This is a genomic window from Shewanella sp. ENK2, assembly GCF_043568515.1.
GTDB lineage: Bacteria > Pseudomonadota > Gammaproteobacteria > Enterobacterales > Shewanellaceae > Shewanella > Shewanella japonica.
Map to the genome: position 1 here is coordinate 2,614,616 of NZ_CP171406.1, position 17,020 is coordinate 2,631,635.

Below are 17,020 nucleotides of genomic sequence, written 5' to 3' on the forward strand. Positions count from 1 at the left end.
TATGAAATGTCCTTCAGAAACCTTGACTCAATTACGATGTGATCAAATTTTAGATGTCGCAGAATTATTGATCGAATCTCAAGGTATAGTGTCATTTAAGTTTTCACAAATTGCTAAGGACGTGGGCTGCTCAACAGGGACACTTTATAAGTTATTTGAGCGCAAAGAAGATGTATTAGTGTGCTTGTTTTTACGCAGTGCAACATCCAATTATATGCCATTATTTGTACAGAAGAACCCAGAACTGACGGCGCAAGAAAGATTGCTCATGCCGATATTATTTACCTTCGAGACCATTAAAAGAAGCCGCAGCTTTTTTACCTTACGCTCTGTGTCGGTCAATGCGATGATTTGGAAACTGGCCAGTGATGAAAAGGTTAAATTGTTTAAACAACGGATTAATTCATTTTGGCAGTGGATGGCTGATGCGGTTCAACTGGCGATTGATAATGGCGAGTTAGTTGCTACTCCTTTGCAAGCCAAAGAGTTGGTTCAAGGCATTGCATTTTATTTGACGGGGTCATTGACACAATTTGAAAGTAAACTGATTTCACCTGAGTTTCTGTCCGATCAATCCACAACCTGTTATCGGCATTTATCGAGATTAATGGCGCAATATCAATGGAAAACGCCACTGAATCATGAGCTATTTACTTGTCTTGAAACTCGCACGGCAGATTTTTTTGAAGCAAATTTTAAAAAGCATCTTAGTTGCAGTTCATGTAAAGCATTATCGATGTCATTGAATGCAAAACAAAGTGGCTGTAACGGCTGTTAATACAACACCTAGCCACTTTGTATTCGAGTACGGGTTATTGTGGGCTGTACTTGTGTTTTACATCTTCAATAAGTTGTTGCCACTGAGGGTATTTGACAAAGCTTTGTTGTAAGTCTCCCCATGGAGACAGGGTGTCGTCTAACATTTGCCCTGATACATCGATACCTTGTGTGGCAAGATACAAGTAATAGAATGCTGATGCGCGGTAATTTGCCGCACAGTGCACTAAAATAGATTTATCGTTATGGCTGTCCATCACCATAAAGAATTGCTCAACATCCTCGATGGTGGGCTGTTGCCAGTCTACTTCAATATTTTCGTACTTCATTCCTAGATCTGTGACCAATTGAGATTCTTGCGCTAAATAATTGGGATTATTCTTAGGGATTAAATTGATGACAACTTCTACTCCCGCTTGTTGCAAGGTTTTAAATTCCTCAGCCTTAGGTAATCCGGCAGTGATAACTTGCGTATTATTAATTTTAATTGCTTTAATATCATCTAGCTGGGTTGGATCTATCTCAGCCGCAACGGGATTAATTAATGCCAGCGAAACCATAGCTATTAGCGTTGTCATTTTTAAGGCATTAACTCCAAATTTTCTGAGTGTAGCTTGCGATATAAACTGATACATAGTGATTCCTATTCCTTTAGGATGTGGTTGATGGTGGTGATTTCTTGTGGGGTAAAATGGAGGTTATTGAGTGCATTTACCGAGTCAACAATTTGCGCTGAACGACTCGCGCCAATAAGACAGCTTGTTACCGCATCATTATGTAAGGTCCAAGCTATGGCCATTTGTGCTAACGATTGCTGACGATTTTCTGCCAATGTATTTAATGCCGATACTTTGGATAATTTAGCCGGTGTAAGGTCTTTATCTGCTAAGTAAACTTGATGCTCAAGTGCTGCTCTTGAGTTCTTAGGGATCCCATTTAAATACTTATTGGTTAATACGCCCTGAGCTAATGGTGAGAATACGATTGAACCCACACCTTCATTTTTAAGTACGTCAGTCAGACCATTTTCAATCCAACGATCAAACAGGTTATATCGAGGCTGGTGGATTAATAATGGCGTGCCAAGTTGCCTTAATATCTCAATTGCTTGTTGAGTTTGTTGGGGTTGGTAGTTAGATATTCCCACATACAAAGCACGCCCTGAACGGACGATATAGTCAAGCGCTTGCATGGTTTCTTCTAAGGGGGTGTCAGGATCCATACAGTGGTGATAAAAGATGTCAAAGTAATCTAATCCTGTGCGTTTAAGGCTTTGATCACAGCTGGAAATTAAATACTTACGAGATCCTCCTACACCATATGGCCCTGGCCACATGTCATATCCTGCTTTACTCGATATTAATAATTCATCACGATAATGCTTAAAATCTTGTTGGTAAATGCTGCCAAAACATGACTCGGCAGCACCATAATGAGGGCCATAGTTATTGGCAAGATCAAAGTGAGTTATACCATGATCAAATGCAGTATTAAGCATATGACGGGCGTTACTTTGTGAGTCATTAGCGCCGAAGTTTTGCCATAACCCTAACGACAATTGTGGCAAGCGGATACCGCTACGACCACAAGCTGAGTATGTCATCTTGCTATAGCGCTCTGGCGCAGCAACGTAGAGTGGGTTAGGTTCGTGAGTAATCATTTCTCTTCCTACAAATGAAATGGAGCAGCAGTATTATTTTTAAGCTAATACATTATTACAGTTAGTCTAAAACGTCACCTTAAACAAAAATGTTTATATTGATAAAAACTAATATTGTCATATTTCATTGATTTTATGGTCACACTTCATCTTTAGCTTAAGCGATTGTTGATTCAGTCATCGACTGAGTTTGTCATTCATATCGATATTAAGTTGTCAGAAGATGGAGCTAAAAATGATTAAGGAAGGGATGCACTTGCATGTGCTAACAAGTTTGTTGATAAGCCTGCTACTTATAACAGGTTGTAATGATGATAATGATACGAATACGTCTGCTACAGACGAACAGCAAGTCATAGCGGAACCCATTGTTGTCAGCGTTGGACCTAGGCCGTCATATCTAGTCGGACAAATGCAAGACAGCGATTTAAAAACACAGCTTGCTCAATGCACGAATAAAACCATGTATCGTCATGATTTTTCTATCGGTCATCGCGGCGCTGCGATGCAATTTCCTGAACATACTAAAGAGTCATATCAAGCGGCGATTGATTCTGGCGCTGGTATCGTAGAATGCGATGTCACTTTTACCCAAGATAAAGAGTTAGTCTGTCGTCATTCGCAATGTGATTTAGCCACTACAACTAATATCTTAGCGATTCCAGAACTGGCAGAAAAATGCTCCGTTCCTTTTAGTCCTGCCGATCTGGTAAATGGTGTGATGGCAACAGCCCAATGTTGTACCAGTGATATTACCTTGGCGGAGTTTAAAACCCTTAAGGGGAAAATGGATGGTGCCAATCCAGCAGCAACAACAGTGGAAGCGTTTATGGATGGCACTGCGAATTGGCGAACAGACTTATACTCGTACCATGGCACATTAATGACTCATGCAGAAAGCATTGAGCTATTTAAAACAGCAGGCGTGCAGATGACGCCTGAACTTAAATCTGCAAGTGTAACCATGCCGTTTGATGGTTTTAGTCAGCAAGATTATGCTCAAAAAATGCTCGATGAGTACGTTGCCGCTGGAGTTAGCCCTGCATTAGTGTATCCGCAATCATTTAACCTTGAAGATGTGAAATATTGGATTGCGAATACGCCAGACTTTGCCGATCAAGCAGTATATCTTGATGATCGCTATGACCTTGCTGATTTTGATCCTCAAAACAGCATGACTTGGTCACCGACTATGGATGAGCTTGCTAATGATGGAGTCAAGATTGTTGCTCCGCCATTATGGGTTTTGGTGACATTAGATGCTGACAATAACATTGTACCATCTGCATATGCATTAGCCGCTAAAGCTGCTGGATTAGATATCATCACTTGGACACTTGAGCGTTCAGGCGTGTTATCTGACGGTGCTGGTGGTTGGTATTATCAGTCAATCACGGATGCGATTGATAATGAAGGCGATGCATTTGAGCTGCTGGACGTGTTAGCCAAAGACGTTGGTGTGATTGGTGTGTTCTCTGATTGGCCTGCGACAGTGACTTACTATGCTAACTGCATGGCGCTGTAAATATGACGCTTAACCATAGCGGCTAAATTAGGGCTTAGTAAGGTCTGTATTTGTTAACGAAAACTAATTAGGACAGTCATAAGCATTTGCTACAAAAGTCACTGATGTGGCAAATGCTTTTGGCTTATATAGATAAACAGTATTCGCACCGAGTGTGATGGCTTCATTTCGTAACTGATTAAGCGCACCTTGGGTGAGATCTTTATTTGAAATAAATAAGTAATCGTACCAATGGCCTTGGGATCCTACTAAGGTTCCTTTTAATTCGCAAACGTCCATATCCCCTTGTTCAGACCATAAAATCGCAATAGCTTCAGTTTGAGGGTTTGGGGTCGTTATACAGCCTGTTAGTCCGATAATCATTACCAGTAATAGCGATTTTGTATAGCTAAACGATGGGATATATTTCATTATTTTCTCATTCAATGGCTGTTCAGCTGGAGGAAGCTATACTTATAACGTTAACGCACTGATTAAATTATTCAAGTTGGTTTAGTGGTGATAATAGCTAAATAATATGGAGTGGCAAATGAGCACGCTAGATTTTGGTAATGAAACTATTATTAAATCCACCTTTGCGACAGTGCAAAGTGGTGCTTTTAGCGGTGATGGTCAGCTATCACTGACAGCAACACGTTTGTGTTTCGAAGCGTCGAATAAGATTTTTGAAATGGGCCCTTACGAAATCGACTTAGCCGACATTCATAAAGTTGAAAAGTGCTGGGGCACTGGTGGCGGTGTATTACCCGTGACTGCTGATGCCATTAAAATAGAGCTTAACAATGATAAACATTACAAATTCATGGTGGCAGACTCAGAAGCCTGGATAAACTTGTTATTGCCTAAGTAGAAAAGTGGACAGTATTGTTTGCGATTGAATTCATTGCGAAATAGGCAATAAAAAAGCTGAATCTAGGATTCAGCTTTTTTGGTTTTACCTGCTTAAGGCAACATATCAATTAAGCAAATGCATCTTGTAACGGCGGTACAACTTGTTTTTTACGGCTTAGTACGCCATCTAACCAAACTTTGTTGTCTGCTAAAGTTTTACCGTAAGCTTTTTCAACAATGCTAGTGTCATCTGACACGACTAACATTTCAGAGCCTTCTTTCATGATATCGGTTAGCAGTAGTAATACGCTATGACGGTTGCCTTCAGCTTTAAGTGCAGCAATATCGGCTTCTAACTCGGCTTTGATATCATCAAATACTGATAAATCGATGACTTCTAATTGGCCAATACCAACAAGATTACCGTTCATGTTGAAGTCTTTAAAGTCACGCATAACAAGGTCGCGCGCTGGAGTACCATCGACTGCTGATTTCACTTTGAACATTTCCATGCCCACAGCTTTGTAATCTTCAATACCCGCAATTTCCGCTAATGCTTCAACACAGCGGATGTCTGCCGTGGTGCAAGTTGGTGATTTAAAGATAACAGTGTCGCTTAAAATTGCGCACATCATGATGCCAGCGATATTGGCTGGAATCTCAACTTGATAGAAGTCATACATCATCTTGATGACCGTGTTTGAACAGCCCACTGGGCGGATCCAACATTCAAGCGGTGTTGATGTGGTTAAGTCACCTAATTTGTGATGATCAACAATACCGACAATGGTCGCTTCGGCGATATCATCTGGTGCTTGGGTAAGCTCAGAGTGATCAACGATGTAAACTTCTTCACCTGCATAGCTTTCTTTGAACTCTGGCGCTTCAAAGCCAAATCTATCAAGGATGTAAGCCGTTTCAGGTGAAAGCTCACCAAGACGGGCTGCAATTGCAGGCTCATCGATTTGATTTTTTAAGTAAGCTAGTGCGATTGCACCGCAGATTGAATCTGAATCTGGGATCTTGTGACCCACTACATACATTGCCATTTGAAACGCTCCTATAAATTTGCAGCGATTTTAACAAGAAATAACCAAGTGACCAATAACTAAAAAGCTGGAAGTATACACCTTGGGAGATATTTGAAGGTGAACACGGTATTTGGGCTGATATTAAACGGAATTCGATTGAGTGATGAATCAGTAATTAGGCCCTTGAGATTGGCCAACAACGAAGACCCTTTGCAAAAGTGGGTGGTATCACTGCTTGATGTTGAGTGATATTGAACATGACGTTAATAGGTGTTCAAGCTTGAAAAGGGTTAAACGGTAACTACGCTGAGTGAATATACATTAAGGGAAAGCAGGTTTCCCTTAATATCTAGGTTTTAAACTAAAGCTATCAACTGCTTAATGCATAACCCCCTTTTAAATGAGCGACATTATCAAATCCTAAGCGTTTCATTGCCTGTGCCGCGATAAATGAGCGACTGCCACTGCGGCATACCAATACCCATTTATGTTGTTTTTGATCTTGCTGCTGTTGAATAAATTGCACTAAGCGAGTGAGAGGGACGTTTTCGTTAGAGTCGTCAGTATGTTGCAAAGCATATTCATGGGGTTCACGAATATCGATTAAGGTGACATTTTCTTGCTGTAATGCAGCGTTCAAACTCTGATGGTTGTATTCAATAATTGATTGCCCATTTAATTGATCGTCAGTTAGTGCTCCGCACATGATTTCGCTGCCGTTTTGATCGCATAAGTGGCTATCTAATTCGGCTTTAAGGCGTTCAAACTCAGTGACATGTAACTGGCCATTTAAAGTGTTTCTTAATAGTGGATTACGCCCGCATTCTGCAGATAGGTGAGTGGTGAATTCATTGTTGTAGTCATGACTTGCGCAAATTAAGTTATTACTGCCAATCAAGCTGTGTAGTCGTTTTAAGCTTGAAAACATGTCGCTTGCACTGCTTGAGGCAAAGTTAGTTCGCCCTAAACTGCCCATTAAAATCGTGTCGCCGCAAAATGCAAACTGGCATTGGTGCTTTATCTGATTGATGTCGGTAAATGGCTGACACAGTAGTAATGACATACTGTCATCGGTATGGCCTGGCGTTGGCACGTTTACCAGCCATTGTTGACCAATTTTTATGTATTGTAATTGGACATCATCAACTGGATTCATGTCTTTTTGGCTATGTTTTGGGCTATGTTTTGGACTATGTTTTGGACTATTTGGAGAGCTATGTGTCTGGCAATCTTGTGGCCAGCCTAGCAGGTTTGTTTGCTGAGTGGGTAAGTGTTTGTCAGCAAGAAAAGTACGCCCTGATTGGTGGTCTGCGTGACCGTGGGTGTCGATGATGGCGACCAATTCTAACTGTTGGCATTGTAATAGGGTATCTAAACGATCGTTAAGCTCTGGCAGAGGATCGATGATAAAGGCTTGTTTACTCTGCTGATCGGCATAAACCCAAGTGCAATTTGAGCCTGAACGAAGCTGAACTAAGCCGTTAACTGGCTGCTTTTCATCAATCTCACCAGTGTCTAATATCATGCAGCTGTGGGTAAGTGCCTTTGCTGCTGATTGGATACGTGAGCAAGCATCATTCACTTGCTCTTGTGTCATTGCAGGACCAAATGACAATCGAATAGCCGACTCACTTTGCCAAGCTGGTAACCCCATCGCATCAAGAACAAAGCTGCGAGTGACTTTAGATGAGCAAGCTGAGCCAGAGCTTACGCGGATATTGGCGGCGTCAAATAAGTCCATGATTTCTTTGCTGCTAAACCCAGCAATAGCAAAATTAATTGTGGTTGGGACACTGTTTTCAATACTGTGATTAAACACAACGTCAGGGAAGGCGCTTTTAAGCGTATCCATTAATTGTGTTTGGTACCCTCTTAATGTATTGATATCGGCAAATTCACTGTGCTGCTGATTCAATAGCATCTCAAAGATGACATTAATAGCAGCCATGCCTGGTAGGTTCTCGGTACCTGAGCGAAGGCCGCTTTCTTGGCCACCTCCGGCAATAATCGATGTAAAGGGCGCCGATTGACGAATATAAACAAAACCAATGCCTTTAGGTGCATAGAGTTTATGACCACTAAATGGGGCGTAATCGATTGTCGTTTGGGCAAGCTTTAATGGGGTCTTACCTAAGGCTTGTACGCAATCCACCATCCAGAAAATATCGTTATTTGCAGTGCGTATAATCTGCTCAAGTTTGCCTAAGTCCTGATAGACTCCGGTTTCATTATTGACTGCCATCGTGCATATCATGAGTGCATTGGGCGCTTCAGCTGCAATAAATTGGCAGTCCAAATGACCTAAACGATCAACTGGAATAGCTTTTAATTCTGCATTAATACCTAATATTTCATTCCAGTGTTTTAAGGATTCTGGCACGGCTTTATGCTCGGTTGCGCCATACAATAAACTGTATTTTTTGCTTGGCTCATTCTGCTTATCAATATTGAGTCGTTTTTTGGCTTCCACTAACGCTGAAATAATTGCTGTTTGAATCCCTTCTGTTGCACCACTAGTAAAGATGACCTTGCCATCGTCTGCACCGATAACTTTTTTAGCGTTGTTGCGCGTTGTTTCCATGACATCTTTGGCTTTTAAGCCAGTGATATGGCTACTGCTTGGATTACCAAATAACACTCTCATGCTATTTAAAGCGGCTTCAGCAGCTTGGGGTAATACAGGGGTAGTTGCATTGGCATCAAGGTAGATCTGGCTTAGCGGCGAATGATTTTTCATGGATAGCGGCTCATCTGTTGATTAGTTGTTATATAGCTTTTAGTTATAACTAATTTCATGGGGTTATATTAGCAGTTTGTGATTATTGATCAAGATCACATTTTTATTTTGCTGAAAAATCCACGCTGATATTGTCTGCTGGTACAAAAAGACATTCTTATTTCTAAATGTTACCGATAACAGTGTTTTCTAGTAAGGTGATAAAAATCAGAAAGACATGGCGTTATTCGAGAGGGAGAAAGTCATTGAAAACAGCAGAACAACAAGAAGAAAATACCCTGTTTGTGATTCTAGTCAGTTGTGTGGCTACCATAGGTGGTTTCCTGTTTGGATTTGATAGTGGCGTGATTAATGGCACTGTTGATGGGTTAAGGTCGGCGTTTGACTCAGACAGTATGGGAACAGGCTTTAATGTGGCGTCAATGCTATTGGGCTGCGCGGTAGGGGCATTTTTTGCCGCGCGTTTAGCGGATAAATATGGACGACGAGCCACACTGATTACAGCTGCAATCTTATTTATTGTTAGCGCTTGGGGATCAGGTATTGCTGACAGCTCTATGGCATTTATTGTCTACCGTATCTTGGGTGGTTTAGCTGTTGGCGCAGCCTCGGTTATGACACCTGCATATATTGCTGAAGTTGCCCCTGCACGTTATCGTGGGGCACTGGCGACTGTGCAACAAATTGCCATCATCACAGGGTTATTTGCTGCGTTTGTTAGTAATTACTTTTTAGCACAAACCGCTGGTTCGTCGACGGACAGTTTTTGGCTGGGATATGATGCGTGGCGATGGATGTTTTGGATAGAGTTGGTGCCAGCAGGTGTGTTTTTTGTGGCATTATTTTTTATTCCTGAAAGCCCACGTTTTTTAGTGACAGTTGGACGTAAAGAGCAAGCGATGACGGTCTTAACTAAGCTATACGGTAGCACTGTCGCTAAAACCAAATTCATGGAGATTCAACAGTCTTTAGACTCTGATCATCAACCTAAACTGGCAGATCTTATTGATAAGCATTCTGGCAAAGTGCGAAGTATTGTTTGGGTAGGGATTGGATTAGCCACTTTTCAACAGTTAGTGGGCATTAATGTGGTGTTTTATTATGGCGCTGTGTTGTGGCAAGCGGTTGGTTTTTCGGAATCTGATGCGTTGTTGATTAATATTATTAGCGGTGCGGTCAGTATTGCAGCCTGCGTGATAACGATAAGTTTGATCGATAAAGTGGGTCGTAAACCATTTTTAATGATTGGTTCTATTGGAATGGCTGTGACTTTAGCCTTGATGGTCTTTGCTTTCGCATCGGCACAGGTCGATATCAATGGCGATTTGGACCTCGGTGAATTAGGCACATTGGCGTTAATTGCCGCAAATGGTTACGTGTTCTTTTTCAACTTGTCTTGGGGCCCTGTAATGTGGGTGATGTTAGGGGAAATGTTCCCAAATCAAATCCGAGGCTCGGGTCTTGCGGTTGCTGGGCTTGCGCAGTGGGGCACTAACTTTGCTATTACCATGACCTTCCCGATTATGCTGGCATCAGTGGGCTTAGTGGGCGCTTATGGTTTCTACTGTATTTGTGCTGTGCTATCGATTGTGTTTGTTGCGAAGTATGTATACGAAACAAAAGGTCGAGAATTAGAGCAAATGCAGGGATAAAAGGTAAGCACGCATAGTGAAGGGCGTGAGTGTCGTAATCAGAATGATTTACCCTTAAACATATAAGGCCACGATGATGTGGCCTTTTTGTTTGAGAAAGTCCGTTTATATTTTAACTTTAATGACGACTTTTCTTACTGGTACTTCTGTGTCCAGAGTGCCTGGCATATGCATATCACCAGGAAAGAATAAGGCAAACATGCCAGCTTTTAAGGGAATGAAAGCGGCGTCTTCTTTATTTGATTCATAATCAAACTCAGTAAAGTCATGCTCTTGATGGTAAGGCGCCAACGGTGTTTGATTGGCAAGGGGCAAATAGCCAAACTCTTCTTCACCACTCACAACAAACTGCACATCAATATATTGTTGATGAACTTCAAAAGGTTCAGTTTCTTTCGGTTGAGTAAGGTAGTCGTTAACAATCACAAAAATATCTTTTCCATCAAGCGGGTAGGTGCCGACTTCAATTTGAGTAAAGTCTGTTTCTGCTAAATGGGTTAAGGCTTTTGCTAATCTTGGGCTTAAGCCGTGATATAGCGAGTGATGAGCAAGGCTGTCGACAACCATAGTGAACTCTCTGAAAATGAATGAGTCATGATTATCGCTCATTCATTTTGTCGGCGCTATGATTTATCTACAACCAGTAGGGTTACGGAAATAAATTCAACCATGAGGTGGTTTAACCTGCTGACAAACTTAGTTAAGATGCAATGGAGCGTGAAACTCTGCATGGGTTTCATCCTTAAAAACCGATGGAAAATGGATTGATTCATAGGACGCTACGTGACTGCATTACGATTACTCGCCGGTAAAACAGCTTACCAACAAATTGAACAAAATGGTTTGTCTGCATCTATGTTTAGCCAGCTATTTGCTGCGTCAGGTGGCCCCAAATGGATTGGGGTTGCTGGGCTTGATAAATATTTATTCGGTGAGTTTTTTGCTAATAGACAAGCGCCACTTTATACCATGGGAGCTTCCTCTGGGGCTTGGCGGCTGGCTTGTTTAGCGCAGCAAGATCCATTAGCAGCCTATGCACGCCTCGAAGATCATTATATTGGTCAGCGATATGATCATGTTCCTAGCCGACAAGAAGTGACCGAGCAAGTTGAACGTATTATTGGTGGTATTTTGGGGGAACATGGTGCCCTTGATATTGTTAATAATAGAATGATTCAAAGTCACTTTGTGGTGTGTAAAGCCAAGCACTTAAATGCGAGCCGTTCAAAGGGGAAGTTAGCATTAGGTTTGGCGGCGACAGCGCTAAGTAATGTAGTGAGCCGTCGCAGTTTAGGTTGGCATTTTGAACGGGTGGTTTTCAGCCATCAGCAGGTAAAATCGCCTTTTTCTCAGTTGTCTGATCTCCCTACCGAGCATGCGCAGCTGACACGCAATAATATTAATCAAGTACTGTTAGCAACAGGCTCTATACCTATGCTATTAGCACCAGTGAATAAAATTAATGGTGTGTCAGATGGAGCATATTATGATGGTGGCATTACCGATTATCATTTTGATATGCCAACCAATGAGCCGGAAGGATTAAGTTTATACCCACATTTTTATCCTCATATGAGTCCTGGGTGGTTTGATAAATCCTTTAAATGGCGAAGAGCACGTCAGCATTATCACAATGCGTTGGTATTAACGCCTTCTCAGGAGTTTATCTCGTCGCTACCTTATTCAAAGATCCCAGACCGTGAAGATTTTAAGCAGCTAAGCAGTGATAGTCGAATTGCCTATTGGCGTGAAGCATTGAAACGCAGTGAGCAGCTAGGAGAGATCTTTGCCTCAATTGTAGATAAGCAATCAATAATGGATGTGATTGAGCCGCTTTAGTACGTGTTAACTTGTTAAACCTTCCATTACGATCCCGATCATTAAATTGTGATCATCTAATGAAACTATTTCGTAAAATCTTCTGTCTAATTATTAACCATGTTGTGAATCTTGTGATGAGTTTTGCGATTGCCTTGATGGTGGTATTTACACAGTAACCTCAAGCAATACAAGGCGGTATTACAACTAATCATAAAGTGTGATAACCACTTAGTTGGCTGGAAAACTCTATTTTGCCTGCTACACTTTATTATCACGATATGAATGACAACTTGTTGATTTTTATTGGTCCTTGATAGCAGAAAGCTATCGAATCTGCAGCATTCTGTGGCTTAAACAGCCTTATAGGGAATTGGTGAAACGCTGTAGTTTGGAGGTTGCAATGCAAACGATAGAAATGGCGTTACTCATCCAAGATACTGTGCTTCTGCCAGGTGGTCGTCAAGAGCTACGGATGGTCACTCCTAATCAATTATTGATGGTGGCCAATGTGCTCAAAGGCCATTATCGATTAGCGCTAGCTGCGTCAAAAAGCAACAGTTTTCCTCCATGCTACGAAACTGCAACCGAATGTGAAATCATCGATTTTCATCAACTTGAAGACAATTCTCTCAGTATTGTTGTCGAGGGACGTCAACGAGTAAAAGTGCTTTCGGGCGCGCAATTACGCGATCAAAGTTGGATAGCCAGAACCTTACCTTGTCAAAATTGGCAGCATGAACCCATTGCTGAAGAGTTCGAAATCATCAGTGCTGCACTTGAGCAATTTTATGAAGTGAATCCAGATTTACTGGAGCTATACAGTCAAACTCATCTTGAAGATGCTGCATGGGTCAGTCAGCGTTGGTTAGAAGTCTTACCTATGTACAATAAAGATAAGCTGCTGTTAGTTGAGCAGCCAGATTGTCATAAGACCATGGATTTTGTACTGCAATTATTAAAATCTCATGTGGATGTGTAATGCGGATAAGCTAAAACATGTTTTTTCTTTAGCTGATAAGGCTTTGTTGGGTATACTGTATCAAAATGTAGCTATATAGTATTTTACATGTCTGCTGAACATGCTGCCAAAGCCGCACAACCTTCATATATTGTTTTACCGCAATCTCAAACAACGCCGGAAACAGTGCTGGCTTTTTTAGTTTCTCATTTTAAGCAAATTCCAGAATCAGTGTGGATAAAACGTGTTGTTGAAGGAAAGGTTCACTGGGCAGATGGCGAACCTGTAACGCAAACAACAAAGTACCGCCCAGCGACTCGAGTGTATTACTACCGCGAGGTTGAGAGCGAAACAAAAATACCGTTTCAGCAGCAGATATTGCATCAAGATGAGCACTGTATTTTAGTTTTTAAGCCTCATTTTTTGCCTGTCACACCCAGCGGTAATTTTGTCAATGAGTGCCTAATCCATCGCTTAAGAATTGCAACGGGTATTGATACGATTTCTCCTGCGCATCGGCTTGATAGGCCAACAGCTGGGGTAATGTTAATGACTGTCAATCCAGAATCTCGACATGCTTACCATGCTCTGTTTACTGATGGAAAAATTAATAAACAGTACCAAGCAATTGCAAAGCTCACCCCCGAGCTTTTAACGCGACATGAGCAAGGGAAGTTAAGTTTACCCCTTAAATGGACTGTGAAAAATCGTATGGTGCGATCAACGCCGAGCTTTTTGATGAAAATCACCGAAGGGGAAGCAAATACGCATTCTGAGATCAGATTAATCGCTGTTAATGGCTCAAGAGGCTTGTTTGAGCTGAGTCCAATAACGGGAAAAATGCATCAACTTAGAGTACACATGATGTCATTGGGAATGCCGTTAGAAAACGATACCAATTACCCAAGGCTGCAGCCCAAAGCCGCTGATGATTTTACTAAGCCGCTGCGCTTAATCGCCAAGTCACTGACATTTGAAGATCCATTCAGTCAACAAATGATGTCTGTCAATTGTGAAGGCTATGATGCTGAATTCGGCTTAGGTAAAAATTGATAAATGGTTTGTTGATGAATTGACAAGCGTGGCTCATTTACAAAGGACTAATTGCACATGGAAAGAGTGAAATGTTGCGCAATATTTATAGTGAGTTTTTTCGTTTTAATCTTTAGTTTTAAAGCGTTAGATGAGCTAGTTGCTGAAATGCTTATTAAGCGTGACGCTCAAATACTGTCTGAAAAATTGACCATGTATATTGAAGATACTGCAATAGAACTCAAAAGTTTACCGGCAATTAATGATACCTATGTTTGTGACAGCCAAAATGAAGACTTGCTGATTAAGTCGGTATTTAACTCCACGTTTATTCGTTGGCTTGCTGTGATGGATCAATTAAAAGTGATTTGTCGTTCGCAGATTATTCCCCGCCACGTAGAGAAGTTAGTCAGACACCGAATTGGCCCTGATGTAAAACTGGCTGTACTGAATCAGCCAGACTCAGATGTGCACGAGTTATTCTTATCATACGAATCTGGTAAAAAGCAGTATGTGGCGAGTATTGTACCAATGAATCCTCGTTATTTTATCCCTGTAAATTGTGAAGATTGCCTAGAGTACACCATCACTATTGATGGCATTTATGACTCGTTAGCAGCAGTGCCTGTAATGGAGTTTGGCTTTGAACAGTTTGAAGGTGACCATGTCATTTTAGAAGAAGTGGTTCATAAAAATGAATATTACATTGCCAAGTTTAGCCTGTCTGGCAATGACGACTTTTTTGCTCAGTATAAATCGTTAAATTGGCTGTATAGTGCGTTGGTTAGTTTTGTGGTGGCGTTGGCATTATCAATTGGCTATTGGTCTTGGAAACAGTCTTATGGTTCAACTCGAGCTCACATAAAAAGTGCTATCAAACATAAAGAGTTTATCCCTTTTTATCAGCCTGTTATTGATACGCAAACAAATGAAATCGTTGGTGTTGAAGTATTAATGCGCTGGCGTCAATCAAGTGGAGAGTTGATCCCACCAAACCAATTTATTCCCTTTGCTGAATCTGATGGGTTAATTGTAGATATGACCTATTCGATGCTTGATGTTATGGCTGACGATATTGAACAAGCTGGCGAACAAGTTAAGCCGTTATTTATCAGTATTAATATTGTTCCTGAGCATTTAGAAAGCGATCAACTTTACTTGTATATTAAGGCGCTTAAAGAGTCTGGGAAGCTAGGTAAACATCGGATTTCGCTAGAAATCACTGAGCGGCAACCCATTACAGACTTAGCTAAAGCCCGCGCTATGCTAGATAAATTTTATGCCATTGACGTTGATTTAAAGCTTGATGATGCCGGAATGGGATATGGCGGTTTTAGTTATGTGCAAAACCTAGGTATCAGTACCCTTAAAATAGATAAAGCTTTTATCGATACCATTGGTGTAAAAGATAACTTTAATGAAAAAACCTTAGATGCAATTATTTCTTTTGCCAAAAAGTCGGGCTTGAGCGTCATTGCTGAAGGGGTGGAAACTGAGTCTCAAATTAGTTATTTGAAAGTGCAGGGCGTGGATTTAGTCCAAGGTTATTTTTCTCTAAACCACTAGAGGCAAAAGACTTTTTTAATGCCTATCAGAATGTATGATGATTGGGTTTTATTTTAGTTAGATGCCTTTTGATAGATACGATAATTGATGTATTCCCAGCGTTAGTGATTAATGTTGGGATACATTTTAAGAGGTTTGCTAGTGTTAAGTTACTGGTGTCGAATGAGATAAGCAAAAGTGCCTATTTGTAATTTGCAGGTAGCGAGTAAGTAATGGCTATTATTTGAATTAAGTCTTTATTTCAAAGGACGTTGTGTGATGCTGATGTTCGGTTAAACTGAATTATCTGGTGCTATTCACATACTGAACTGAAAGAGGTTAATTTGAGTCAACATCACTTAAAGGGATTACCTGTTCCATTATCAGTATTGGCTGTCATGTCATTAATCTGTGTAGCCTCGCAAGCCTCAGCTGAGCAGATTTATTTTAGTTTTGATAATGATGTGATTATTGGCTCAGATGGTGATTACTCTAGTGGTATTTTACTGGGGTGGCATGCAACACCTGAGCAAGATTTCTCCTCTGCTTCTACAGCTTTTCAATGGCAATCAGCTTTATTATTTCCGCAACAAAGCCAGCAAGTTCACCGTGGGGCAAAGCTTTTTAGCCGAATGTGGACGCCTACTGAAATCGCTTATGACTTTCCTCAACCTGAAGAAAGGCCTTATGCTGGCTTTTTAGAGTTAGAAAGTTATACCGGTGTGTTTAGTTCAAGCCTTGCACAAAAAAACTGGCTGAGTTTGGGCGTTGTTGGCCCTGCATCTGGCGCAGAGTACATGCAATCTTTTGTACATAAAATTACCTCATCGACGACGCCTGAAGGCTGGGATTACCAGATTGAAAATCAGTTGACGTTGCAAGTTGCTTACGAGGTGGAGGCATTGTTGTTTCGTCAGCAAGCATTCGAAAATAGCCAATGGGATGTGAGTGTATTTAACCATACCATGGCAGGTAACTTTCGTTCTCAATCTAGCCTTGGGTTAACTGTCCGTTGGGGCGATGAGCTAAGCCAGACATTTGGTCAGCTATCTAGCCAAGCAGGACACTTTGGCGATTTTACTTCTTCAGCTAATCAATATGGAAGCTGGATGGCTTATGCCAGAATGCAGGCTGGATACCGCTTTAATGACTTAACGATTGAAGGTGATCTTCCCTATGAATCGTCGCTTGAAATTAACAACCAGCAAGCTCAAGCAAGCCTAGGTGTCATTTGGGCTTTTCCCACTTGGTCAGTGCGCTGGAGCTTTGACTTTTACAGCAAAGAGTACAAATCTGATGTGGACGACTGGCACGGCTATGGCGTGATTAGTTATAGCAAGGTGTTGTAAAGAAAATACAATTATAAATGCCCTTAACACAATGCACAGAAATACAAGGTGTTAAAGGCTTCTATGCATTAAAGTCACTTCCATGTTTACCGTATTAGATTT

Annotated in this window: 15 protein-coding genes; 9 read left to right on the plus strand and 6 right to left on the minus strand. The window is 41.2% G+C overall.

The window, feature by feature from the left end; all coding sequences use genetic code 11:
* Window position 1: 1 nt before the first annotated feature.
* Entirely contained in the window at window positions 2-778 is a 777-nt protein-coding gene (locus tag ACGEDC_RS11555) for a TetR/AcrR family transcriptional regulator (RefSeq protein WP_055022771.1), read from the plus strand.
* 34 nt (window positions 779-812) lie between these two features.
* On the opposite strand, the gene ACGEDC_RS11560 is transcribed toward ACGEDC_RS11555, so the two are convergent.
* Window positions 813-1,412 (minus strand): protein tyrosine phosphatase family protein, encoded by a 600-nt coding sequence (locus ACGEDC_RS11560; protein ID WP_394493352.1) that lies wholly within the window; start codon window positions 1,410-1,412, stop codon window positions 813-815.
* 8 nt (window positions 1,413-1,420) lie between these two features.
* Entirely contained in the window at window positions 1,421-2,437 is a 1,017-nt protein-coding gene (locus ACGEDC_RS11565; protein WP_394493354.1) for an aldo/keto reductase, read from the minus strand.
* A 235-nt stretch (window positions 2,438-2,672) separates the two neighbouring features.
* On the opposite strand from ACGEDC_RS11565, the gene ACGEDC_RS11570 reads away from it, so the two are divergent.
* Complete coding sequence (locus ACGEDC_RS11570) at window positions 2,673-3,962, plus strand: glycerophosphodiester phosphodiesterase family protein (RefSeq protein ID WP_394493356.1); 1,290 nt, start codon at window positions 2,673-2,675, stop codon at window positions 3,960-3,962.
* Window positions 3,963-4,025: 63 nt separating this feature from the next.
* On the opposite strand, the gene ACGEDC_RS11575 is transcribed toward ACGEDC_RS11570, so the two are convergent.
* Complete coding sequence (locus ACGEDC_RS11575) at window positions 4,026-4,373, minus strand: DUF4156 domain-containing protein (RefSeq protein WP_080914845.1); 348 nt, start codon at window positions 4,371-4,373, stop codon at window positions 4,026-4,028.
* Between the two features lie 118 nt (window positions 4,374-4,491).
* Between ACGEDC_RS11575 and ACGEDC_RS11580 the strand changes: the two genes are divergently transcribed.
* On the plus strand, window positions 4,492-4,812 hold the full coding sequence (locus tag ACGEDC_RS11580) for a GRAM domain-containing protein (protein ID WP_065109743.1): 321 nt from the start codon (window positions 4,492-4,494) through the stop codon (window positions 4,810-4,812).
* A 109-nt stretch (window positions 4,813-4,921) separates the two neighbouring features.
* On the opposite strand, the gene ACGEDC_RS11585 is transcribed toward ACGEDC_RS11580, so the two are convergent.
* Both ACGEDC_RS11585 and ACGEDC_RS11590 read right to left on the minus strand, forming a co-directional pair.
* Window positions 4,922-5,842, minus strand: coding sequence for a manganese-dependent inorganic pyrophosphatase (locus tag ACGEDC_RS11585; protein ID WP_055022767.1), 921 nt, complete (start codon window positions 5,840-5,842; stop codon window positions 4,922-4,924).
* 352 nt (window positions 5,843-6,194) lie between these two features.
* On the minus strand, window positions 6,195-8,561 hold the full coding sequence (locus ACGEDC_RS11590) for an aminotransferase class V-fold PLP-dependent enzyme (RefSeq protein ID WP_394493359.1): 2,367 nt from the start codon (window positions 8,559-8,561) through the stop codon (window positions 6,195-6,197).
* A gap of 245 nt (window positions 8,562-8,806) precedes the next feature.
* Between ACGEDC_RS11590 and ACGEDC_RS11595 the strand changes: the two genes are divergently transcribed.
* Window positions 8,807-10,213 carry a sugar porter family MFS transporter gene (locus ACGEDC_RS11595; protein WP_282166542.1) on the plus strand — a complete coding sequence of 469 codons (1,407 nt, stop codon included), beginning with the start codon at window positions 8,807-8,809 and terminating at the stop codon, window positions 10,211-10,213.
* Between the two features lie 105 nt (window positions 10,214-10,318).
* Here the strand turns inward: ACGEDC_RS11595 and ACGEDC_RS11600 are convergent, their stop codons facing one another.
* On the minus strand, window positions 10,319-10,780 hold the full coding sequence (locus ACGEDC_RS11600; protein WP_080914849.1) for a YhcH/YjgK/YiaL family protein: 462 nt from the start codon (window positions 10,778-10,780) through the stop codon (window positions 10,319-10,321).
* A 216-nt stretch (window positions 10,781-10,996) separates the two neighbouring features.
* On the opposite strand from ACGEDC_RS11600, the gene ACGEDC_RS11605 reads away from it, so the two are divergent.
* From ACGEDC_RS11605 to ACGEDC_RS11625, 5 genes are all read left to right on the plus strand, one after another.
* Window positions 10,997-12,052: an alpha/beta hydrolase gene (locus ACGEDC_RS11605; protein WP_394493361.1), complete on the plus strand. Its 1,056-nt coding sequence runs from the start codon at window positions 10,997-10,999 to the stop codon at window positions 12,050-12,052.
* Window positions 12,053-12,434: 382 nt separating this feature from the next.
* Window positions 12,435-13,013, plus strand: a complete 579-nt coding sequence (locus ACGEDC_RS11610; protein ID WP_055022760.1) for an LON peptidase substrate-binding domain-containing protein — start codon at window positions 12,435-12,437, stop codon at window positions 13,011-13,013.
* 87 nt (window positions 13,014-13,100) lie between these two features.
* Window positions 13,101-14,045, plus strand: a complete 945-nt coding sequence (locus tag ACGEDC_RS11615; RefSeq protein ID WP_119967713.1) for a pseudouridine synthase — start codon at window positions 13,101-13,103, stop codon at window positions 14,043-14,045.
* A gap of 90 nt (window positions 14,046-14,135) precedes the next feature.
* Complete coding sequence (locus ACGEDC_RS11620; RefSeq protein WP_394493364.1) at window positions 14,136-15,590, plus strand: EAL domain-containing protein; 1,455 nt, start codon at window positions 14,136-14,138, stop codon at window positions 15,588-15,590.
* Between the two features lie 323 nt (window positions 15,591-15,913).
* Entirely contained in the window at window positions 15,914-16,918 is a 1,005-nt protein-coding gene (locus ACGEDC_RS11625) for a lipid A deacylase LpxR family protein (protein WP_394493366.1), read from the plus strand.
* Window positions 16,919-17,020: the final 102 nt, after the last annotated feature.